At 64.4% G+C, this 15,515-nt stretch carries 15 protein-coding genes; 9 read left to right on the top strand and 6 right to left on the bottom strand.

What is annotated here, in order from left to right:
• The first annotated feature begins 100 nt into the window (after positions 1-100).
• Genes LVJ94_25285 through LVJ94_25275 form a run of 3 tightly spaced genes read left to right on the top strand, consistent with a single transcriptional unit; the run spans position 101 to position 3,600 of the window.
• Positions 101-1,483, top strand: a complete 1,383-nt coding sequence (locus LVJ94_25285; GenBank protein ID WXB10527.1) for a protein kinase — start codon at positions 101-103, stop codon at positions 1,481-1,483.
• 12 nt (positions 1,484-1,495) lie between these two features.
• A complete protein-coding gene (locus LVJ94_25280; GenBank protein ID WXB10526.1) occupies positions 1,496-2,074 on the top strand; it encodes a hypothetical protein in 579 nt (192 codons plus the stop codon).
• The gene (locus tag LVJ94_25275) at positions 2,071-3,600 is read left to right on the top strand and encodes a hypothetical protein (protein WXB10525.1); all 1,530 of its coding nucleotides are present in this window, start codon (positions 2,071-2,073) and stop codon (positions 3,598-3,600) included. The genes LVJ94_25280 and LVJ94_25275 overlap by 4 nt, the downstream gene beginning before the upstream one ends.
• Before the next feature lie 18 nt (positions 3,601-3,618).
• Here LVJ94_25275 and ugpC read toward each other — a convergent pair whose 3' ends face one another.
• Positions 3,619-4,746 (bottom strand): sn-glycerol-3-phosphate ABC transporter ATP-binding protein UgpC, encoded by a 1,128-nt coding sequence (gene ugpC, locus LVJ94_25270; protein ID WXB10524.1) that lies wholly within the window; start codon positions 4,744-4,746, stop codon positions 3,619-3,621.
• Between the two features lie 22 nt (positions 4,747-4,768).
• Complete coding sequence (locus LVJ94_25265) at positions 4,769-5,341, bottom strand: hypothetical protein (GenBank protein WXB10523.1); 573 nt, start codon at positions 5,339-5,341, stop codon at positions 4,769-4,771.
• Between the two features lie 115 nt (positions 5,342-5,456).
• Here LVJ94_25265 and LVJ94_25260 point away from each other — a divergent pair, with 115 nt between their 5' ends.
• Positions 5,457-5,792 carry a hypothetical protein gene (locus LVJ94_25260; GenBank protein WXB10522.1) on the top strand — a complete coding sequence of 112 codons (336 nt, stop codon included), beginning with the start codon at positions 5,457-5,459 and terminating at the stop codon, positions 5,790-5,792.
• A 7-nt stretch (positions 5,793-5,799) separates the two neighbouring features.
• On the opposite strand, the gene LVJ94_25255 is transcribed toward LVJ94_25260, so the two are convergent.
• From LVJ94_25255 to LVJ94_25240, 4 genes are read right to left on the bottom strand one after another with little or no spacing between them, the layout of a single operon-like run.
• Positions 5,800-6,363, bottom strand: coding sequence for a Uma2 family endonuclease (locus tag LVJ94_25255; GenBank protein ID WXB10521.1), 564 nt, complete (start codon positions 6,361-6,363; stop codon positions 5,800-5,802).
• Positions 6,364-6,400: 37 nt separating this feature from the next.
• Positions 6,401-7,246: a carbohydrate ABC transporter permease gene (locus tag LVJ94_25250; GenBank protein ID WXB10520.1), complete on the bottom strand. Its 846-nt coding sequence runs from the start codon at positions 7,244-7,246 to the stop codon at positions 6,401-6,403.
• A 1-nt stretch (position 7,247) separates the two neighbouring features.
• Positions 7,248-8,183 carry a sugar ABC transporter permease gene (locus tag LVJ94_25245; GenBank protein ID WXB10519.1) on the bottom strand — a complete coding sequence of 312 codons (936 nt, stop codon included), beginning with the start codon at positions 8,181-8,183 and terminating at the stop codon, positions 7,248-7,250.
• Positions 8,184-8,185: 2 nt separating this feature from the next.
• Positions 8,186-9,499 carry an extracellular solute-binding protein gene (locus tag LVJ94_25240; GenBank protein ID WXB10518.1) on the bottom strand — a complete coding sequence of 438 codons (1,314 nt, stop codon included), beginning with the start codon at positions 9,497-9,499 and terminating at the stop codon, positions 8,186-8,188.
• Between the two features lie 270 nt (positions 9,500-9,769).
• Between LVJ94_25240 and LVJ94_25235 the strand changes: the two genes are divergently transcribed.
• From LVJ94_25235 to LVJ94_25215, 5 genes are all read left to right on the top strand, one after another.
• Entirely contained in the window at positions 9,770-10,582 is an 813-nt protein-coding gene (locus LVJ94_25235; protein WXB10517.1) for an ABC transporter substrate-binding protein, read from the top strand.
• Positions 10,579-11,436, top strand: coding sequence for an amino acid ABC transporter permease (locus tag LVJ94_25230; GenBank protein WXB10516.1), 858 nt, complete (start codon positions 10,579-10,581; stop codon positions 11,434-11,436). Before LVJ94_25235 ends, LVJ94_25230 begins: the two co-directional genes overlap by 4 nt.
• Complete coding sequence (locus tag LVJ94_25225; GenBank protein ID WXB10515.1) at positions 11,436-12,206, top strand: amino acid ABC transporter ATP-binding protein; 771 nt, start codon at positions 11,436-11,438, stop codon at positions 12,204-12,206. The genes LVJ94_25230 and LVJ94_25225 overlap by 1 nt, the downstream gene beginning before the upstream one ends.
• Before the next feature lie 94 nt (positions 12,207-12,300).
• Positions 12,301-13,194: a MetQ/NlpA family ABC transporter substrate-binding protein gene (locus LVJ94_25220; GenBank protein ID WXB10514.1), complete on the top strand. Its 894-nt coding sequence runs from the start codon at positions 12,301-12,303 to the stop codon at positions 13,192-13,194.
• A gap of 923 nt (positions 13,195-14,117) precedes the next feature.
• Positions 14,118-15,419 (top strand): hypothetical protein, encoded by a 1,302-nt coding sequence (locus tag LVJ94_25215; protein ID WXB10513.1) that lies wholly within the window; start codon positions 14,118-14,120, stop codon positions 15,417-15,419.
• Positions 15,420-15,515 lie beyond the last annotated feature (96 nt).

The raw sequence follows: 15,515 nt of genomic DNA, 5'->3' as shown, positions 1-15,515 counted from the left end.
AAGACGGATGTGCGTGGCATCCGCTCCTGAAAATCCCCGGCCCTCCGGTCGCTCCGGTCCCACTGGCACGCACATTCGATCGCGCTCCAGCCGCGGGCTCGTGGGCGAAACCGTGGGCAGCTATCGGCTCATCCGTCTTTTGGGCGAGGGGAGCGCGGGCGTGGTGTACCTCGGCGAGCATCCGCTCGTCGGCGCGCGCGTGGCGATCAAGATCCTCCACGAGTACTGCGCAGACTCGCCGGACATGCTCGAGCGCTTCATCAACGAGGCCAAAGCGGCCAACGTGATTCAGAGCCCGCACATCGTCCGCTGCGTCGACTTCGGTACCCTTCCCGATGGGGGAAGCCACTACGCCGTGATGGAGTACCTCGAGGGGCAGACCCTCGAGCAGTTGCTCGCCCGGCGCGGGGTGCTCGAAGTTCGGCATGCGGCCGAAGTATGCCGGCAAATTGCCGTGGGCATGGCGGGTGCGCATGCAGCGGGAATCATCCATCGCGATCTCAAGCCCGCCAACGCGTTCGTTCAGTTCGACACGGGCGGCATGCCGTTCGTGCGCATTCTGGATTTCGGCATCGCCAAGTTGACGGAGTCGAGTTGGCGCGGCGGCGGCGTGGAATCGTTGCCGCTGCCCAAAGCGACGCTCACCGGCACCGTGATGGGGACGCCGCTGTATTGCTCGCCGGAGCAGGCGGACGGCAAATCGGTGACGACCGCCAGCGACATCTATTCGCTGGGCGCGATGGCCTACGAGCTGGTCACCGGCCGTGCGCCCATCGAGGGCGATAACCTCGTGCAGATCTTCGTGCGCAAGTCCACCGTGGAGCCGGTGCCGATTCAGGAGCTCTGTGCGGATCTGCCGCCGGAGTTCGCGGAGCTCGTCATGCAGATGCTCGCGCGTGCGCCGGAAGGGCGGCCTGCATCCATGGACGACGTTGCGCAGCGGCTCGAGGCCATCTTGCAAAAGATTCCGGCCTCGTTGCGAACGGCGCCGCCGGTGTCACCAGTGAATCCGTCGTTGAACGCGACACTCGCGAGTGCGGCGCTTCCGCAGCTTCCGTTGGTGGCCACGCCGCGGCCGAGCGCCGTCTCGTCCGTACCGGTGGTTCGTCCATCGCGATTTCGGTGGGGGCCGTGGGGTCTCGCGGCGGCGTTGACCCTGGGGATTGCGGCCTTTGCGATGCATGGGACGTATCGCGCCGATGCTCCGGGCTCGTCGGCGCCGTCGAGTTCACCGAGCGCGATTGTGCGCGCGCCCGAGTTGGCCCCCTCGTTCGTGGCGGCGGCGATCGACACGTCCGAGCCTGCGCCTGCGCCTGCGCCGATTCCCGTGGAATCGCTGGCCGTTGCGCCTCGGCCGAGTGCACGGCGACCGGCCGCGCACAAAGCACCGACACCGCCGCCCGCCGCCTCCGAAAGCGCGCGACCCGTGGTTGTTGCCCCGCCGGTGAATTCGGCGGGCAAGCTCGTCAATCCTTTCGACTGAAACACGCTTCCCATGAAATGGCTTTTCCTCACGTGGCTCGCGCTCGTCGTGTCGTCTCCCGCCGTCGCGCGCGCCGAAGATACGGTCACCACCGAAGTGCGCTCGCGGCAGTATTATGCCGAGGGCACGCAACACTTTCAGGGCGGCCGATACTTGGAGGCCGGCGCCGCATTTACCGCCGGCTACGAGCTGTCGCACAAACCAGGGTTCCTGTGGAACATGGCGGAGTGCGCGCGCTTGGTCGGGCAGGGGGATCGCGCGCTCGATCTGTACCGGCGCTACGTGAAGGAGGCGCCCGAGGGTAGCCAGCGCGGCGATGCCGAGAAGCACATTCGCGAGCTGGAGCCACCGCCCGCGCCGGCCCCCAAGGCCGTGGCCATCGAGGTCAAACCCCAACGCGAGCGCGACGTGTTCCGGCCTCTGCCCGCGGACAAGAAAGAAGACTCCCCCATCACGCACCGTTGGTGGTTCTGGACCGGCGCGGCCGCCGTCGTGGCCGGCGCCGTCGTGACCGGCGTGGTGATTGCGACCAGCGGCGGCAAAGACTCTTCGGGCCCCTCGGGGGCGACCGTCGACTGGAGAACGCGATGAAGCGCTACGCCGCGTTTCTCCTGCTCGCGCCGCTGCTCGCCTGCGCGAGCTCCGAGGACGAACCGCTGACGGCGGTCCGGGTGCGCGCCACCATCGACCCGGCGGCGAAGCTCACCCAGCTGCAGCTGCAGAACGGCGCGCGCGTCGCCATGGTGCCCGAGGCACCGCGCGCGCTTGCCGCCGTCGAAACGGTGACCGTGATGCTCGACGATGGGGTTGCGGGCGTTCCGCTCCACATCGACGTGTGGGGTCTCGCGGGCGGCACGCGCGTGGCGCATGGAACCATCGACGTGACGCCCGAGTGGCATCGCACCATCGAGGCGTCGACGGTGCTCGGGGCCATCGGCTGCACCGACGAGTGCCAAGCCAACGCGACCCAGTGCACCGACCAAGGCGTGGCGCGCTGCGGGCAGTTCGACGAGGATGCCTGCCTCGAGTGGGGTACGCCGGCCGCGTGCCCGTCGGGCGAGTCGTGCGCGGGCGGCGCATGCACGCGGTGCGCGTGGAACATCGCCTCCGTCGATGCGACGACCAACGTGGGGGCTTCGACGTCACTCGAGGTGGACCGCGACGGCGCCGTCCACGTGAGCTATTGGGACCAAGCGAGGGACGCGCTCAACTATGCGCACCGCCCGCGCGACGGCGCGTGGGCGCTGGCCATCGTCGACGGCGACCATGCCGGCGAGCAGTCTTCGCTCGCCGTGGACGACGCCGACGGGAGCGTGCACATCGCGTACGCCCGCGCCAGGAGCGAGCTCAAAATGGCCGATTCGGCTGGGCGCGGGAGGCCATGGACCACGGGCGTGATCGACACGATCGGCAGCCGAGGTCCCTTTCCCTCGCTCGCGGTGAGCAAATCTGGCGCGCTCCGACTCAGCTACATGCGAGGCACCCAAGGCGTCGCCGACGGAGTTCTCCGCTACGCCGAGCGCCCGAAGGGGGCCGCCGCGTGGGCGCTCGAAGTCGTGGACGACGAGGCGGACATCAACGCCGGCGAGTTCTCGTCGTTGGTGATCGACCCGTCGGACCGCACGTACATCGCGTACCACGTGGTGATCCCGCACGATATCCGCGTAGCGGAGCGCGGTGGTTCCGGCTGGCTGAAACAGACCGTGGACGCCACGAACAACGTGGGCGCCTACACGTCGCTCGCCGTCGATTCCGCGGGCACGCTGCACGCGAGCTATTACGACTACAGCGACGGCGACTTGAAGTACGCTTTTCGGACGCGCGATGGAAACTGGCAAATTCGCACCGTCGATACGACGGACGACGTGGGCCGTTTCAGCTCGATCGCGGTCGGCGCCTCCGGCGACGTGCACATTGCGTATTACGATTCCACGCACAACCAGCTCAAATATGCCCGGCGCAGCGGCGACGCGTGGTTCATGGACATGGTGGAGACCGTTCCGGAGCTTGCGGGGACGTCCATCGCCGTGGACGCCGCCGGCGGCGTGCACGTCAGTTACTCGGGCCGCCGCACGACGGTGAGCCACGATCTCAAGTACGCGTACCTCTGCCGATGACCGCGATGGCCTCTCCGTTTACTGAGGTGCGGCGAGGCGTTCGCCGGTCTTGCTCGAGAAGACGTGCGTCTCGTCGGTGCGGACCGACAGGTGCACCTTCTCGCCGCGGCGCGGTGGTTTGCGTGCATCGACCCGGGCCACGATGTCGTGCTGCCCATCCGGCAGCTCGACGCTGCCATAGAGGTACGCATCGGCGCCGAGCTCCTCGACGACGTTGACGGTGACGGGCAGCCCCTCGGATTGCGGTGCCCCAGGCCCGGCTTGGGGGGCCGCACTCAAAAGTTCGAACGATTCGGGGCGGATGCCGATGGTGATCTCGCCGTTCTTCTCGGTCTTGGCGGCGGCGAGGACATGCGGGGGCAGCGCCAGTTGGTGGCTGCCCACGCGCACGAAGGTGTCCTCGAAGGGCACGTCGAGCAAGTTCATCGCCGGCGAGCCGATGAAGCCGGCCACGAAGACGTTGGCGGGCCGCTCGTACATCGCGCGTGGCGTGTCGCACTGCTGGAGCACGCCGTCCTTGAGGACGGCCACGCGATCGCCCATGGTCATCGCCTCCACCTGGTCGTGGGTGACGTAGACGGTAGTGACGCCGAGCCTTCGCTGGAGCGACGCAATCTGCGTGCGCGTTTGCACGCGCAATTTCGCATCGAGGTTGCTGAGCGGCTCGTCCATCAGGAACACCTTGGGCTGGCGCACGATGGCGCGCCCCATGGCGACGCGTTGCCGTTGCCCGCCGGAGAGCGCCTTCGGTTTGCGCTCCAGGTATTCCTCGAGGCTGAGGATCTTCGCCGCCTCGCGGACGCGCTTCGCGATCTCCTCTTTGGCAACGCCGGCGATCTTGAGCGCGAAGCCCATGTTCTCGGCGACGGTCATGTGCGGATAGAGCGCGTAGTTCTGGAACACCATGGCGATGTCCCGCTCCTTCGGGGGCAGGTGCGTGACATCGCGATCGCCGATGTGGATGGCCCCCGAGTCGATGTCCTCGAGCCCGGCGAGCATCCGCAGCGCCGTGGACTTGCCGCAGCCCGAGGGGCCGACCAACACCAGGAATTCGCCGGCACCTATCTCGAGATCCAGCGCATTGACCGCTGGGCGCGTACCGCCGGGATAGATTCGCGTGGCCTTTTGGTAGCTGACCTTGGACATCGACCCGGGATTGTACCCGGAATTACACCTCGACGGCGTCGAGTTTGACGACCACGAACCGATTCGCGGTGGGGAAATAGAGCACGTACCAATCGATCCAGTGGTGCGAGCCCGGCTGCTCGAGGCGGTCGTACTTGATGTGGCCGATCTGGAAATCCTCGGCCCCGACCGCATGCTGCGCCGCCGCGACGGCGCCCGTCACGTTGAAGCGTTGCAGGTCGGTGTCGAGCTGCTGGCGGCTCGCCGCCCCCTCGATGGTCCCATCGAGCCCGTAGGCGCCGGCGTACGACTGCAAAATTTCGTCGAGGGTCGGGTCCTGGGGCTGTGATTGCACATACACGTAGTCGGTTCCCTCGACCTGCATGTAGTAGGGGTTCGTCCCGTTGGCCTGCGCGACGAGGGCATTCAACTCGTCCGGCGGAACGTCGTACTGCTCGAAGTCCACCTGGTCGTATCCGGCGACCAACGAAGAGCGAGACGACGAGGCCGCGTCTGCGTCACGCGTATCCGCGGCACAACCCGTGAGAAGGCTCGCCGTGACGGCGAGCGCTCCGAAAAGCATTCGGTTCGAGAAATTCGAGAAGGGGAGGAGCATGCTCAGCGTTTTAGCTGAAGTGTTCATCGGACAACATGAACAATTCTGCTGAGAATCGCGCCTTCCCTCAGGTGCAGCGTTGAAATAAACGGGCGCCCTTCGGCGAACACTGGTCATGAAGGCCTGGCTTACCCCCCACCGCTTCCTCATCATCTATTCCGCGGCGCTCACCGTCACCTTGGCGGGAATCGTCGGAGCAGGAATCGCCTTCAAGGACCAGAAGCACAGATTCTCCGAGGTCGACGTCGAACGCCTCAACATCGTCGAACCCGATGGAACGCGCCGCTTCGCCATCGCCCGCGACCAAGACCGCTCCGTCGCCTTCTTCCTGAAGGACCCCGAGGGCCGCGACCGCCTCGTCCTCCGCGTCACCCCCGAAGGCACGCCCCTCATCGAATTCATGGATGAATCCGGCCGCACCATCGACCGCGTCGCCGCCCTAACGCGGTGAACCCGCGCTACTCACGGTAGATGTCGTCGACGGCGATCGTGCGTCCGTGCAGTTGCAGCGTCTCACCCGCGCGCGCTGTCTCGTGGGCCCAATGGCCACGCTTCGGTCGGCGATACACCTCGATGCACGGTTCGTGTTGCGATACGAGCACGTATTCCTGCAGCGTTGGGATTCGTAGGTAGTGTGAAAACTTCTCTCCGCGATCATATTTCTCGGTCGAATCGGAGAGCACTTCGACAATCAACACAGGATTGAGGAGGGCTTCACCGATTCCTTTCTCGCCGCGGTGCAGGTCACGGGGACCGCAAACGACGCTGCCATTGGGATAGGTCGAGAACTTCGTTTCTCGAACGTAGAGTGCTGCGTCCGAGCTGAAGACGACACACTCTCCTGCGAGTGCACTCTTGAGTGCAGCTGTCATGTTGAGTGCCAGGCGCGAGTGCTCGGTACTGCCGCCGCCCATCGCGTAGACGATTCCGTCGAGCCACTCGTGCTTGACCAAGCTGTCCCGCTCGAGCTCGAGATACTCCTCGTAGCTGACGTACTTTTGCTCGGCTGCACCCATGGCCATGCGACGAGCATAGCACACGGCAGAAACGCCGCCCTCGCTACCCCTTGGTGCCGCCGGCGGTGAGGCCGGCCACCAAGTGCTTCTGTGCGAAGAAGAAGACGAGGCCCGCGGGGATGGTGATCAAGATGGATGCGGCGGCCAGGTAGCCCCATTCCTGTTTGAACTGGGTCACGAAACTCTGCAGCCCCGCGGCGAGTGTCTTCTTGTCGTCGCTCGTGATGAATGCCGTCGCATACGCGACCTCGCCCCAGGCTTGGAGGAAGGAGTAGAACGCGGTCACGGCGATGCCGGGGCGGGCGAGGGGGAGGATGAGGCGCCAGAAGGTCCCGATGGGCGTCAGGCCGTCGACGCGGCCGGCTTCGTCGATTTCGGCGGGGATCGCGTCGAAATAGCCTTTGAGCATCCAGGTGCAGAACGGCACGGTGACCGTGCAATAGGCGAACACCAGGCTCGTGTGCGTGTTCACCCAGCCGAGCTTGTTCATCAAGTTGTAGAGCGGCACGATGAGGATCGCGACGGGGAACATCTGCGTGACCAAGAACGTCCACATCAGCGAGCGGTGCCCCGGAAAGCGAAACCGCGAAATCGCATAGCCCGCCGTGGCCGACAGGAAGATCCCGAACACCGTGGTGAAGAAGGCCACGGAAATCGAATTGGCGAACCAGGTGAGAAGCTTCGTCTTCGCAATCACGTACTCGTAATTGTCGAACGACGACGGCTCGAGCAGATGCACCTCGCTGCTCCCGGCGAACCCGGGGCGCAGCGAAATGACGAGCACCCAGAGCACCGGAAACGCGGCCACGCCGCTTGCCGTGAGCAAAATCAGGTGCAGCGCTGCCGAGCCGGCGAGCGAGCGCTCTCCACGCTTTCGATGCGTGCTCATGTCACCATACCTCGCCGCTGGCGCGGAGCGCGCGCCGGTACACCGTTGCGTAGGCCAAGAGCACCCCCAAGATGAGAATCCCGTACGTGGCCGCCACCGCGTAATCGCGAATGCCTTCGAACGCCGCGGAGAACGCATACGTGACGAGAATCTGCGTCGAGTCCCCCGGCCCGCCGCGCGTCACCAGGAAGATGATCGCGAATAAATTGAAGCTCCAAATCACGCCCAGCAAAATGATGCTCGCACTCACCGTGCGCAGACCGGGAAAGGTAATGTGCCAAAACCGCTGCCACGGCGACGCCCCGTCGACCTCCGCGGCCTCGTACAGCTCGGCGGGGATGGCTTGGAGCCCCCCGAGCAGCGCCACCATGTTGAAGGGCACGCCCACCCAAATGTTGATGCCGATGACCGAGATGAACGCCAGCGTGTCGCTCCCCAGCCAATCGAACGTGCCCAGCCCCAACGTGCCGAGCACGTGATTCACGATGCCGTTGTCCCGCGCGAGAATGAGCTTCCACGCGAAGGCGCTCACGAATGACGGCACCGCCCATGGCAAAATGAGCAGCACGCGGTAGAGCGAGCGCCCGCGCACCTCGCGATTGAGAAGCAGCGCGAGCCCGAGCCCAATCGTGTAGTGGAAAAAGACGCAGCTGATCGTCCACACCACCGTGCGGCCGAGCACCGCCCAGAACTTGGTGTTCGGCCCGAAGAGCACATCGATGTAATTGCGCAGTCCCACGAAGGAGAACGAATCGGGCACTTGCAGTGCACCGATGGTCGCCGCGACGTTTTGCTCGTTGGCATCCGTGAACGAGAGGTAAACCCCTCGGTACAGCGGATACCCCACGAGCACCCCCAGCACGAGCACCACGGGGAAGGCCATTCCCCACGCATATTTGTGCTTGTCCCACGAACGAGCGAGGCGACCTGCGGCCATGCTTACTTCCAATCCTTGAGGATCTGCTTGTAGTCGTTGGCCACCGTATCCAGGGCGGCCTGCGGCGTCTTGTCGCCGCTGACGGCGCGCGGATACTGCTGGTCGAGCGGAATCAAAAGCTGCCCGGCCTGCGGAATCGTGGGGCGCACCACCGCCTTGTCGATGACCGCGCGGAACTTCGGCACCACCGCGTTCGCCGCCGTGTCGGGCAACGAGTACGCCGACGAGCGTGTCGGCAGCAGCCCGAGCTCTTTGGCCAGGTAGGCCTGGTTCTCGGCGCTATTCATGAATTGAATGAATTGGTACGACGCCGTCAGGTTCTTGGACCCGGCGTACACCACGTAATTGTGCCCGCCCATCGGCGAACCGGCTTTGCCCGTGCTTCCTGCCGGCACCGGAGCGATGCCCAAGTTGCCTTTGTCGGCGAAGGCCTTGCCGCTGAAGTCATCGGCCACGGACCATGGGCCATTGATGACCATGGCGACCTTTCCGTCCTTGAAGCCCGCCTGCATCTGATTGTACCCGGAGTTGAGATCCGGCTTGGCCGCCGCGCCGCTCTTGATGAGATCGAGCGCGACCTCCAGGCCCTTCACGGCCTCCGGCGTATTGACGGTGATCTTCTTTTCGTCGGCGTTCACCAAATCGCCGCCGGCGCCGTAGATGAACGGCAAAAGGAAGTAGCCACCCGGATTGAGGTACAAACCATCGGCGCCCGCTTTCGCCTTCACCGCCAGCGCGGCGGTCTTCAGCTCGGCCATCGTGGTCGGCGGCTCCTTCACGCCGGCTTTCTCGAGCAGCCCCTTGTTGTAAAGCAGCGCCAGCACGTCGGTGACTTGGGGCACGCCGAACAACTTGCCGCCGAACTTGTTGCTCGCGAGGGGGGCAGGGAGGTAGTCGGCTGCGTCGGCCGCGGCAGGCGTCCCCTCGAGCGGCGCGAGGAAGCGAAGTGACGCGAACTCCGCGGTCCACCCCACCTCGGCGCGCATCACGTCGGGCGCTGTATTGGCCTGCGCGGCGGTCTTGAACTTGTCGCGCGCCTGCTCGAACGGGATGTTCTGATATTCGACCTTGATGTTCGGATACTTCGCTTGAAACTTCTGAATGAGGTCCTTGAACTTCGGCGCCTCGTTCGTGGAATCGGAGGTGTCCCACCACGTAATCGTGGTGTTTTGCGGTCCTTCGGCCTTTTTCTCGCCGTTTTTGTCCCCCTTGTCACCGCCCGCATCGCCCGAGCCGCGACAGCCGATCATCGCCAACGTTGCCAACGCCAGCATGGTCGCCGACCGCCATCGCGTGGTTTGCATGGTCTTTCGCATATCGACTCCTCCGTCCAACTTGCCACGCAACCTAACAGGCTGCGCAATGAAGATGAAGCGCGCCTTCCCACCAGCACCCAATGACGCCGGAGCATCAGGGCTGTAGGATTTCACCGGTTGTCGGCTCCCTCCCCCTCAGGGGGAGGGCTGGGGTGGGGGAGGCTCCCTTCGCTTTTACGCGTTGCATTGCCCGAGGCGTGCCATATTGTCGCGCTGGAGCCGCGTCCCCAAAAGCGACGCGGGTCATCACGTCGACCAAGGAGGTATCCCGTGTCTGCTCGTCCGATGTCTCTACTCGTTTTCGGTATCGCGGTGGCTCTTTCCGCGGGGATGGCGGGATGCAGCAAGGACAAGACCGGCACCGGCGCGGGGGGCGTTCCGCTGGTCAAAGAGGGCACGCTCGTCACGTGCACGCACATCCCGTATCCGCCCTTTCAGGTGGAAAAAGACGGCAAGTACGTGGGCTTCGACGTGGACATCATCGAATTGGTCGCGAAGAAGCTGGGTGTGAAGCAGGAGTTCGTCGATACCCCGTTCGAGAACTTCAAAACGGGCGCCTTCCTCAACTCCGGCCGATGCGATCTCGTGGCGGCCGGTATGACCATCACCGAGCCTCGCCGCAAGAACATCGACTTTTCCGAGCCCTATTTCGATGCCAAGCAGGCGCTTCTGATCAAAAAGGGCATCGCCGTGACCGATCTCGCCACCCTGAAATCGTCGGGCAAAAAGGTGGGCACCCAGTCACAGACCACCGGCGAGGACTTCACCAAATCCAAGGGCTTCGACCCGGTTTCCTTCGAGAGCTCGGACGCGCTGCTCAATGGCCTGCGCTCGGGTCAGGTGGAGACGGTCATCGAGGACCATCCCGTCGTTCAGGCCTGGATGAAGGATCCGAGCAATTCCGCCTTCGAGATTGCAGCGTACCTCGATACGGGCGAGCAACTCGGCATCGCGGTCAAAAAGGGCAATAGCAAGCTGCTCGCGGCCGTCAACGAGGTGCTCGCGCAGGCCAAGTCCGACGGCACGTACCAGCGCCTCTACGAGCAGTGGTTCGGCCCCATGCCCACCGCCAAGAAGCCGTGAACGACGCGAAGACCGAAGCCGAAAAGGCGCCCGCGCCCTTGGCGGCGACGCCGTCCAAGCGCCGGAAACGCAACCGCTCCGTTTCGCAGACGGTGCAGTATGCACTCTTCGTCGTCCTGCTGCTGGTCGTGGCCTTCACGGCCAACTGGCCCGTCCTGGCGAGCCAGTTCGTACGGCTCGACATCGCCGCGCGGCTTTTCCCGCGGCTGCTCACCATCGCGCTGAAGAACACGGTCGTCTACACGATCTCGGGCTTCGCCCTCGGCCTGGTTTTGGGGCTGATTATCGCGTTGATGCGGCTCTCGCAGGTCATTCCGTACCGGCTCCTGGCCGGGCTCTACATCGAATTTTTCCGGGGTTTGCCGGCGCTGGTCATCTTCATGTTCGTCGGCGTCGGCATTCCGCTGGCCTTCCCTGGCAGCGAAATTCCCGGTGGCACGTACGGCAAGGTGGCGTTGGGGCTCGGCTTGGTCTCGGCCGCGTACATGGCCGAGACCATCCGCGCAGGCATCCAGGCCGTGCCCAAAGGCCAGATGGAGGCCGCGCGCTCCCTGGGGTTTTCCCACCGGCGCGCCATGCTCTCGATCATCCTGCCGCAGGCGTTCCGCATCATCATTCCACCGCTCACGAACGAGCTGGTGCTCCTGTTCAAGGACTCGTCGCTGGTGCTCTTTTTGGGCGTCACCCTCGAGGAGCGCGAGCTGACCAAGTTCGGCCGCGATCTGGCGAGTGAAACGGCGAACACCACGCCCATCTTCGTGGCGGGCCTTTGCTACCTCATCGTGACCATTCCCCTCGGCTACTTGGTGCGCCGGCTCGAAGCACGCGCCAACGCCGCGCAGGGCAGGTCGTGATGTCCGGCGCCAGCAAGGGTAAGACGGCGGTCGAAATCCGCGGCGTGCACAAGTCGTTCGGCGCGCTGCACGTCCTCAAGGGCATCGATCTCACCATCGATGCCGGCGAGGTCGTGTGCGTCATCGGGCCGTCTGGCTCGGGCAAATCCACGTTGCTTCGCTGCGTGAACTTGCTCGAGGAGCCCGAGGAGGGGCACATCTTCGTCAACGGGGTCGAGATCACCGACCCGGACGTCGACCTCGATGCGCAGCGCCGCAAAATCGGCATGGTGTTTCAGCAGTTCAACCTCTTTCCGCACCTCACGGTCACGGAAAACCTCACCTTGCCGCAGCGCCGCGTGCTGGGCCGCGCGCCGGAAGAAGCGGCGCGGGTGGCGGAGGAGAACCTGAAACGCGTGGGCCTCGCGCAGAAGGCGAGCGCATACCCCGCGCAGCTTTCCGGCGGGCAGCAGCAGCGCGTGGCCATTGCGCGCGCGCTGGCCATGCACCCCGAGTTGATGCTCTTCGACGAGCCCACCTCGGCGTTGGATCCCGAGCTGGTGGGCGACGTGCTCGCGGTCATGCGCATGCTGGCGCGCGAAGGCATGACCATGATGGTCGTCACCCACGAAATGAGCTTCGCGCGCGAAGTCGCCGATCGGGTCGTGTTCATGGACGGCGGCGTCATCGTCGAGCAGGGCCCGGGCGCGCAGGTGATTGGCAACCCGAGCCACGAGCGGACCCGGACATTTCTGTCCAGGGTGCTTGATCCCGCCGCAGTTTCACTGTAAACGGGCCTTTGTTTTCACGATAGCAGACAGTATTCTTGTGAAGCGAAACGAAACCGCCCCAACACGGGCGCCCGCGTTTCTTGAGGAGGCTTCGTTGCACACCCGATCCATCGACAAGTCCGTTACCCGCCGTCTCTTTCTCTCGGCCGTCACCGCGCTTTGCACCACCCTGAGCCTGGGGGCTTGTTCGAAGGAAGAAAACAAGGCGGGCGCAGCGGCGTCCGAAGGCGCCGCCAAAGCGTCGACCGCCGAAGCCAAGGCCGACGCCCCGCTCAAGGTCGGCGCCTCGCCGATCCCGCACGCGGACATCCTGCGTTTCGTGCAGGAGAAGCTGGCCGAGAAAGAGGGCCTCAAGCTCCAAATCGTGGAGTTCACCGACTACGTGCAGCCGAACCTCGCGCTGAACGACAAGCAGATCGATGCGAACTTCTTCCAGCACGTGCCGTACATGGAGGAATTTGGCAAGCAGCGCGGCATCGCCATGGTCTCCGTGGCCAAAGTGCACATCGAGCCGCTGGGCCTCTATTCGAAGAAGGTCAAGGCACTGGGCGACGCGCCCAAGGGCTCGATCATCGCCATCCCGAACGACCCCACCAACGCGGGCCGTGCATTGCATCTCCTCGCCGACAACGGCCTGCTCACCTTGAAAGATGGCGTCCCCGTCAACGCCACGGTGCAAGACATCGCGACGAACCCCAAGGGCTTCAAAATCAAGGAACTGGAAGCCGCCCAACTCCCGCGCTCCCTCGACGACACGAGCCTCTCCATCGTGAATGGCAACTACGCCATCCAAGTCGGATTGAAGCCCGCCAAAGACGCTTTGGCCTTGGAGAAGGGCGAGGGTAACCCTTACGCGAATGTGCTCAGCGTCCTCAAAGGTCAGGAAAACGAGCCGCGTGTGCAGAAGCTGGCCAAACTCCTCACGTCCCCCGAGGTGAAGGAGTTCATCAACAAGAAATACGACGGTGCCGTGCTCGCGGCGTTCTGACGGCTAGGGTTGTCCCTGGGCTCTCGAGCATGGGGCTCCGCGGGGAGCGGACACCGCTCTCCGCGGCGGGCGGCGTACAAACGGGGGCGTGATCGCGCGTTCCGCGCAATCTCAGACGTTCTTCTTCTGGCCTTCTTTCTGCCAGATAAAAATGAGGGGTAGAAAAAGTCCGGTGGATGCGAGCAGTTTTTGCAGCTTCCCCAACGAGGTTTCGGCCACCGGTCCGCGCCCACTGCGCCTCCCGTCACCACTCCGCGTGTGGCTCCCGCTGGCGAGGCTCCCGTAGGAGTGGCTCCTCGCTATCAACGGGCACGTGGAGGGCTGTTGCGTCCCGCTCGTACCTTGTCGCAACCCATCATCTCAGTCTGCGACCTTGCGGGGCGCGGTGTCCGGAGCACCGCGCAACGAAGGTCTGACCCGGCGCATTGCCAATGCAGTGCCATCGGGATCCCCGAAAAATACGCCCATTCGGAGAACGCTTCCCTGTCCCGGACGAATTTCGGTCTGTCCGTGACACCCTCACGCCCCCACGCGCTCAGGGCATTCTCGGTTAGGAGATTTTTTGCCGGAGGCTGGGAGCTTTGTTGGTTAGGCAACAGTTGTTCAAATTGAGACGACTGTTGCCAAGACAATGACACATTTTTGCAAATGTCGTGATCGCGCAACCAATGATGCGGGATGGCCGACGCAGGCTGGTGCGCGAATGAAAATGTCATAATCGCGCAACTAAGATGCGCGATGGCCGACGCAGTTGGAAGCGTGGGCATTGGCTCCAAAGGACGCGTGCATTCACGTGCGCGTGCTTGACAGTGTACGGGCGCAGGTTACATGAGGGAGCACACGATTCTCCGTCGCGATGCTTTCTTTGGGCTTTGGCGCGCGGAGACGTTCGTACATTGCCAACTTGCTTTGGAGCTACTTGAATGTCTTTCATTAAGTGCGGCGCGTGGGTTGCCGTGGTGGGTTTGGTGTGGGGTGGGACGATGGTCGGGTGTTCGTCGGAGTCGTCGACTCTCCCGGTGGATCATCCGGATTCGGGGGAACGACCCGATGGCGGGGCCGTGCCGGATGGATCGCCCGATCATCCGGATTCGGGGGAGCGACCCGATGGCGGGCCCGTGCCGGAGCCCGATGGTGGATCGCGCCCGGAGTGCACCACCGCCGACACGAGCGGGTGCTCGTATGATCACGCGACGGCCACGTGCGTTGCGGACAAGTGCTCCCTCGGGCAATGCATGGCGGACTACGGCAATTGCAACGGGCGCGCGGAAGACGGCTGCGAGCAGCCGCTGCTGTCCGACGTCGCGCACTGCGGACAATGCGGCAACGTTTGCCCCTCGGACAACGGCAGGGCGAGCTGCGCGAAGGGCACGTGCGACATCGCGTGCGACCCCGGGTACCGCAAAAAAGACGGGCATTGCGTGTCGGCACAAACGGTGAGCGCGGGCGTCGACTACACGTGCAGCATCAAGCCGAATGGCACCGTGTCCTGCTGGGGGGAGAACACGCGGGGACGCGCCACGCCGCCCGAGAACGTGCCGTTCATCGACGTGACCGCCGGCGCGAGCGACCACACGTGCGGAATTCGGACGGACGGCACGGCCGCATGCTGGGGCAGCAACGAGGACAAAGAATCCACGATCCCGGTGTCCTTGCGCGAGCGCACCTTTTTGGAGATCGAGCCGGGACTCCGAATCACCTGCGGGCTGCTCGATACGACGGAGCTCGTGTGCTGGGGCCTCACGAGCGAGCTCACGGCCTCGTATCCACCGCCTGCGCTCCTCTCGTTCGGGACGGGATACACGCAAATCTCCGTGGGCGTCGACTACGTGTGCGCGCTCGACGCGAGCCAGCACGTCAAGTGCGCGGGCAACAACCTGTACAAGAAAGGGAGCGGGCACTCCGACGCCCTCTTCGCAAGCGTCGCCGCCGGGTGGAACCACACCTGCGGGCTTCACCTGGACGGATCCATCGAGTGCTGGGGCGACAACCAATGGAAGCAGCTCGACGCGCCCAAAGGCACGGGCTTCAAGGAGGTGTCGAACCGCGGCAACTTCTCGTGCGCGCGGAGCGAGAACGGCTCGGTGACGTGTTGGGGATACGACAAGAACGGTCGCACCTCGCCCACGCCAGGTGTCTACCGCCAAGTCTCGGCGGGCGGTAACCACGCCTGCGGCATGCTGGTCTCCGGACAAATCACGTGCTGGGGCGACACGGTGCGGTGAGGGCGGTGTTCTAACGGCTAGAAGATCTTTACAGGGAGGCGGGGAGGCGGGGAGGCGGGGAGTTTTTGTAGTTTTGGCAACGGTCATCCCATTGAG

Source organism: Sorangiineae bacterium MSr11367 (assembly GCA_037157805.1).
Taxonomy (GTDB): domain Bacteria; phylum Myxococcota_A; class Polyangia; order Polyangiales; family Polyangiaceae; genus Pendulispora; species Pendulispora rubella.
This window is presented reverse-complemented; position numbering and strand designations above follow the sequence as displayed.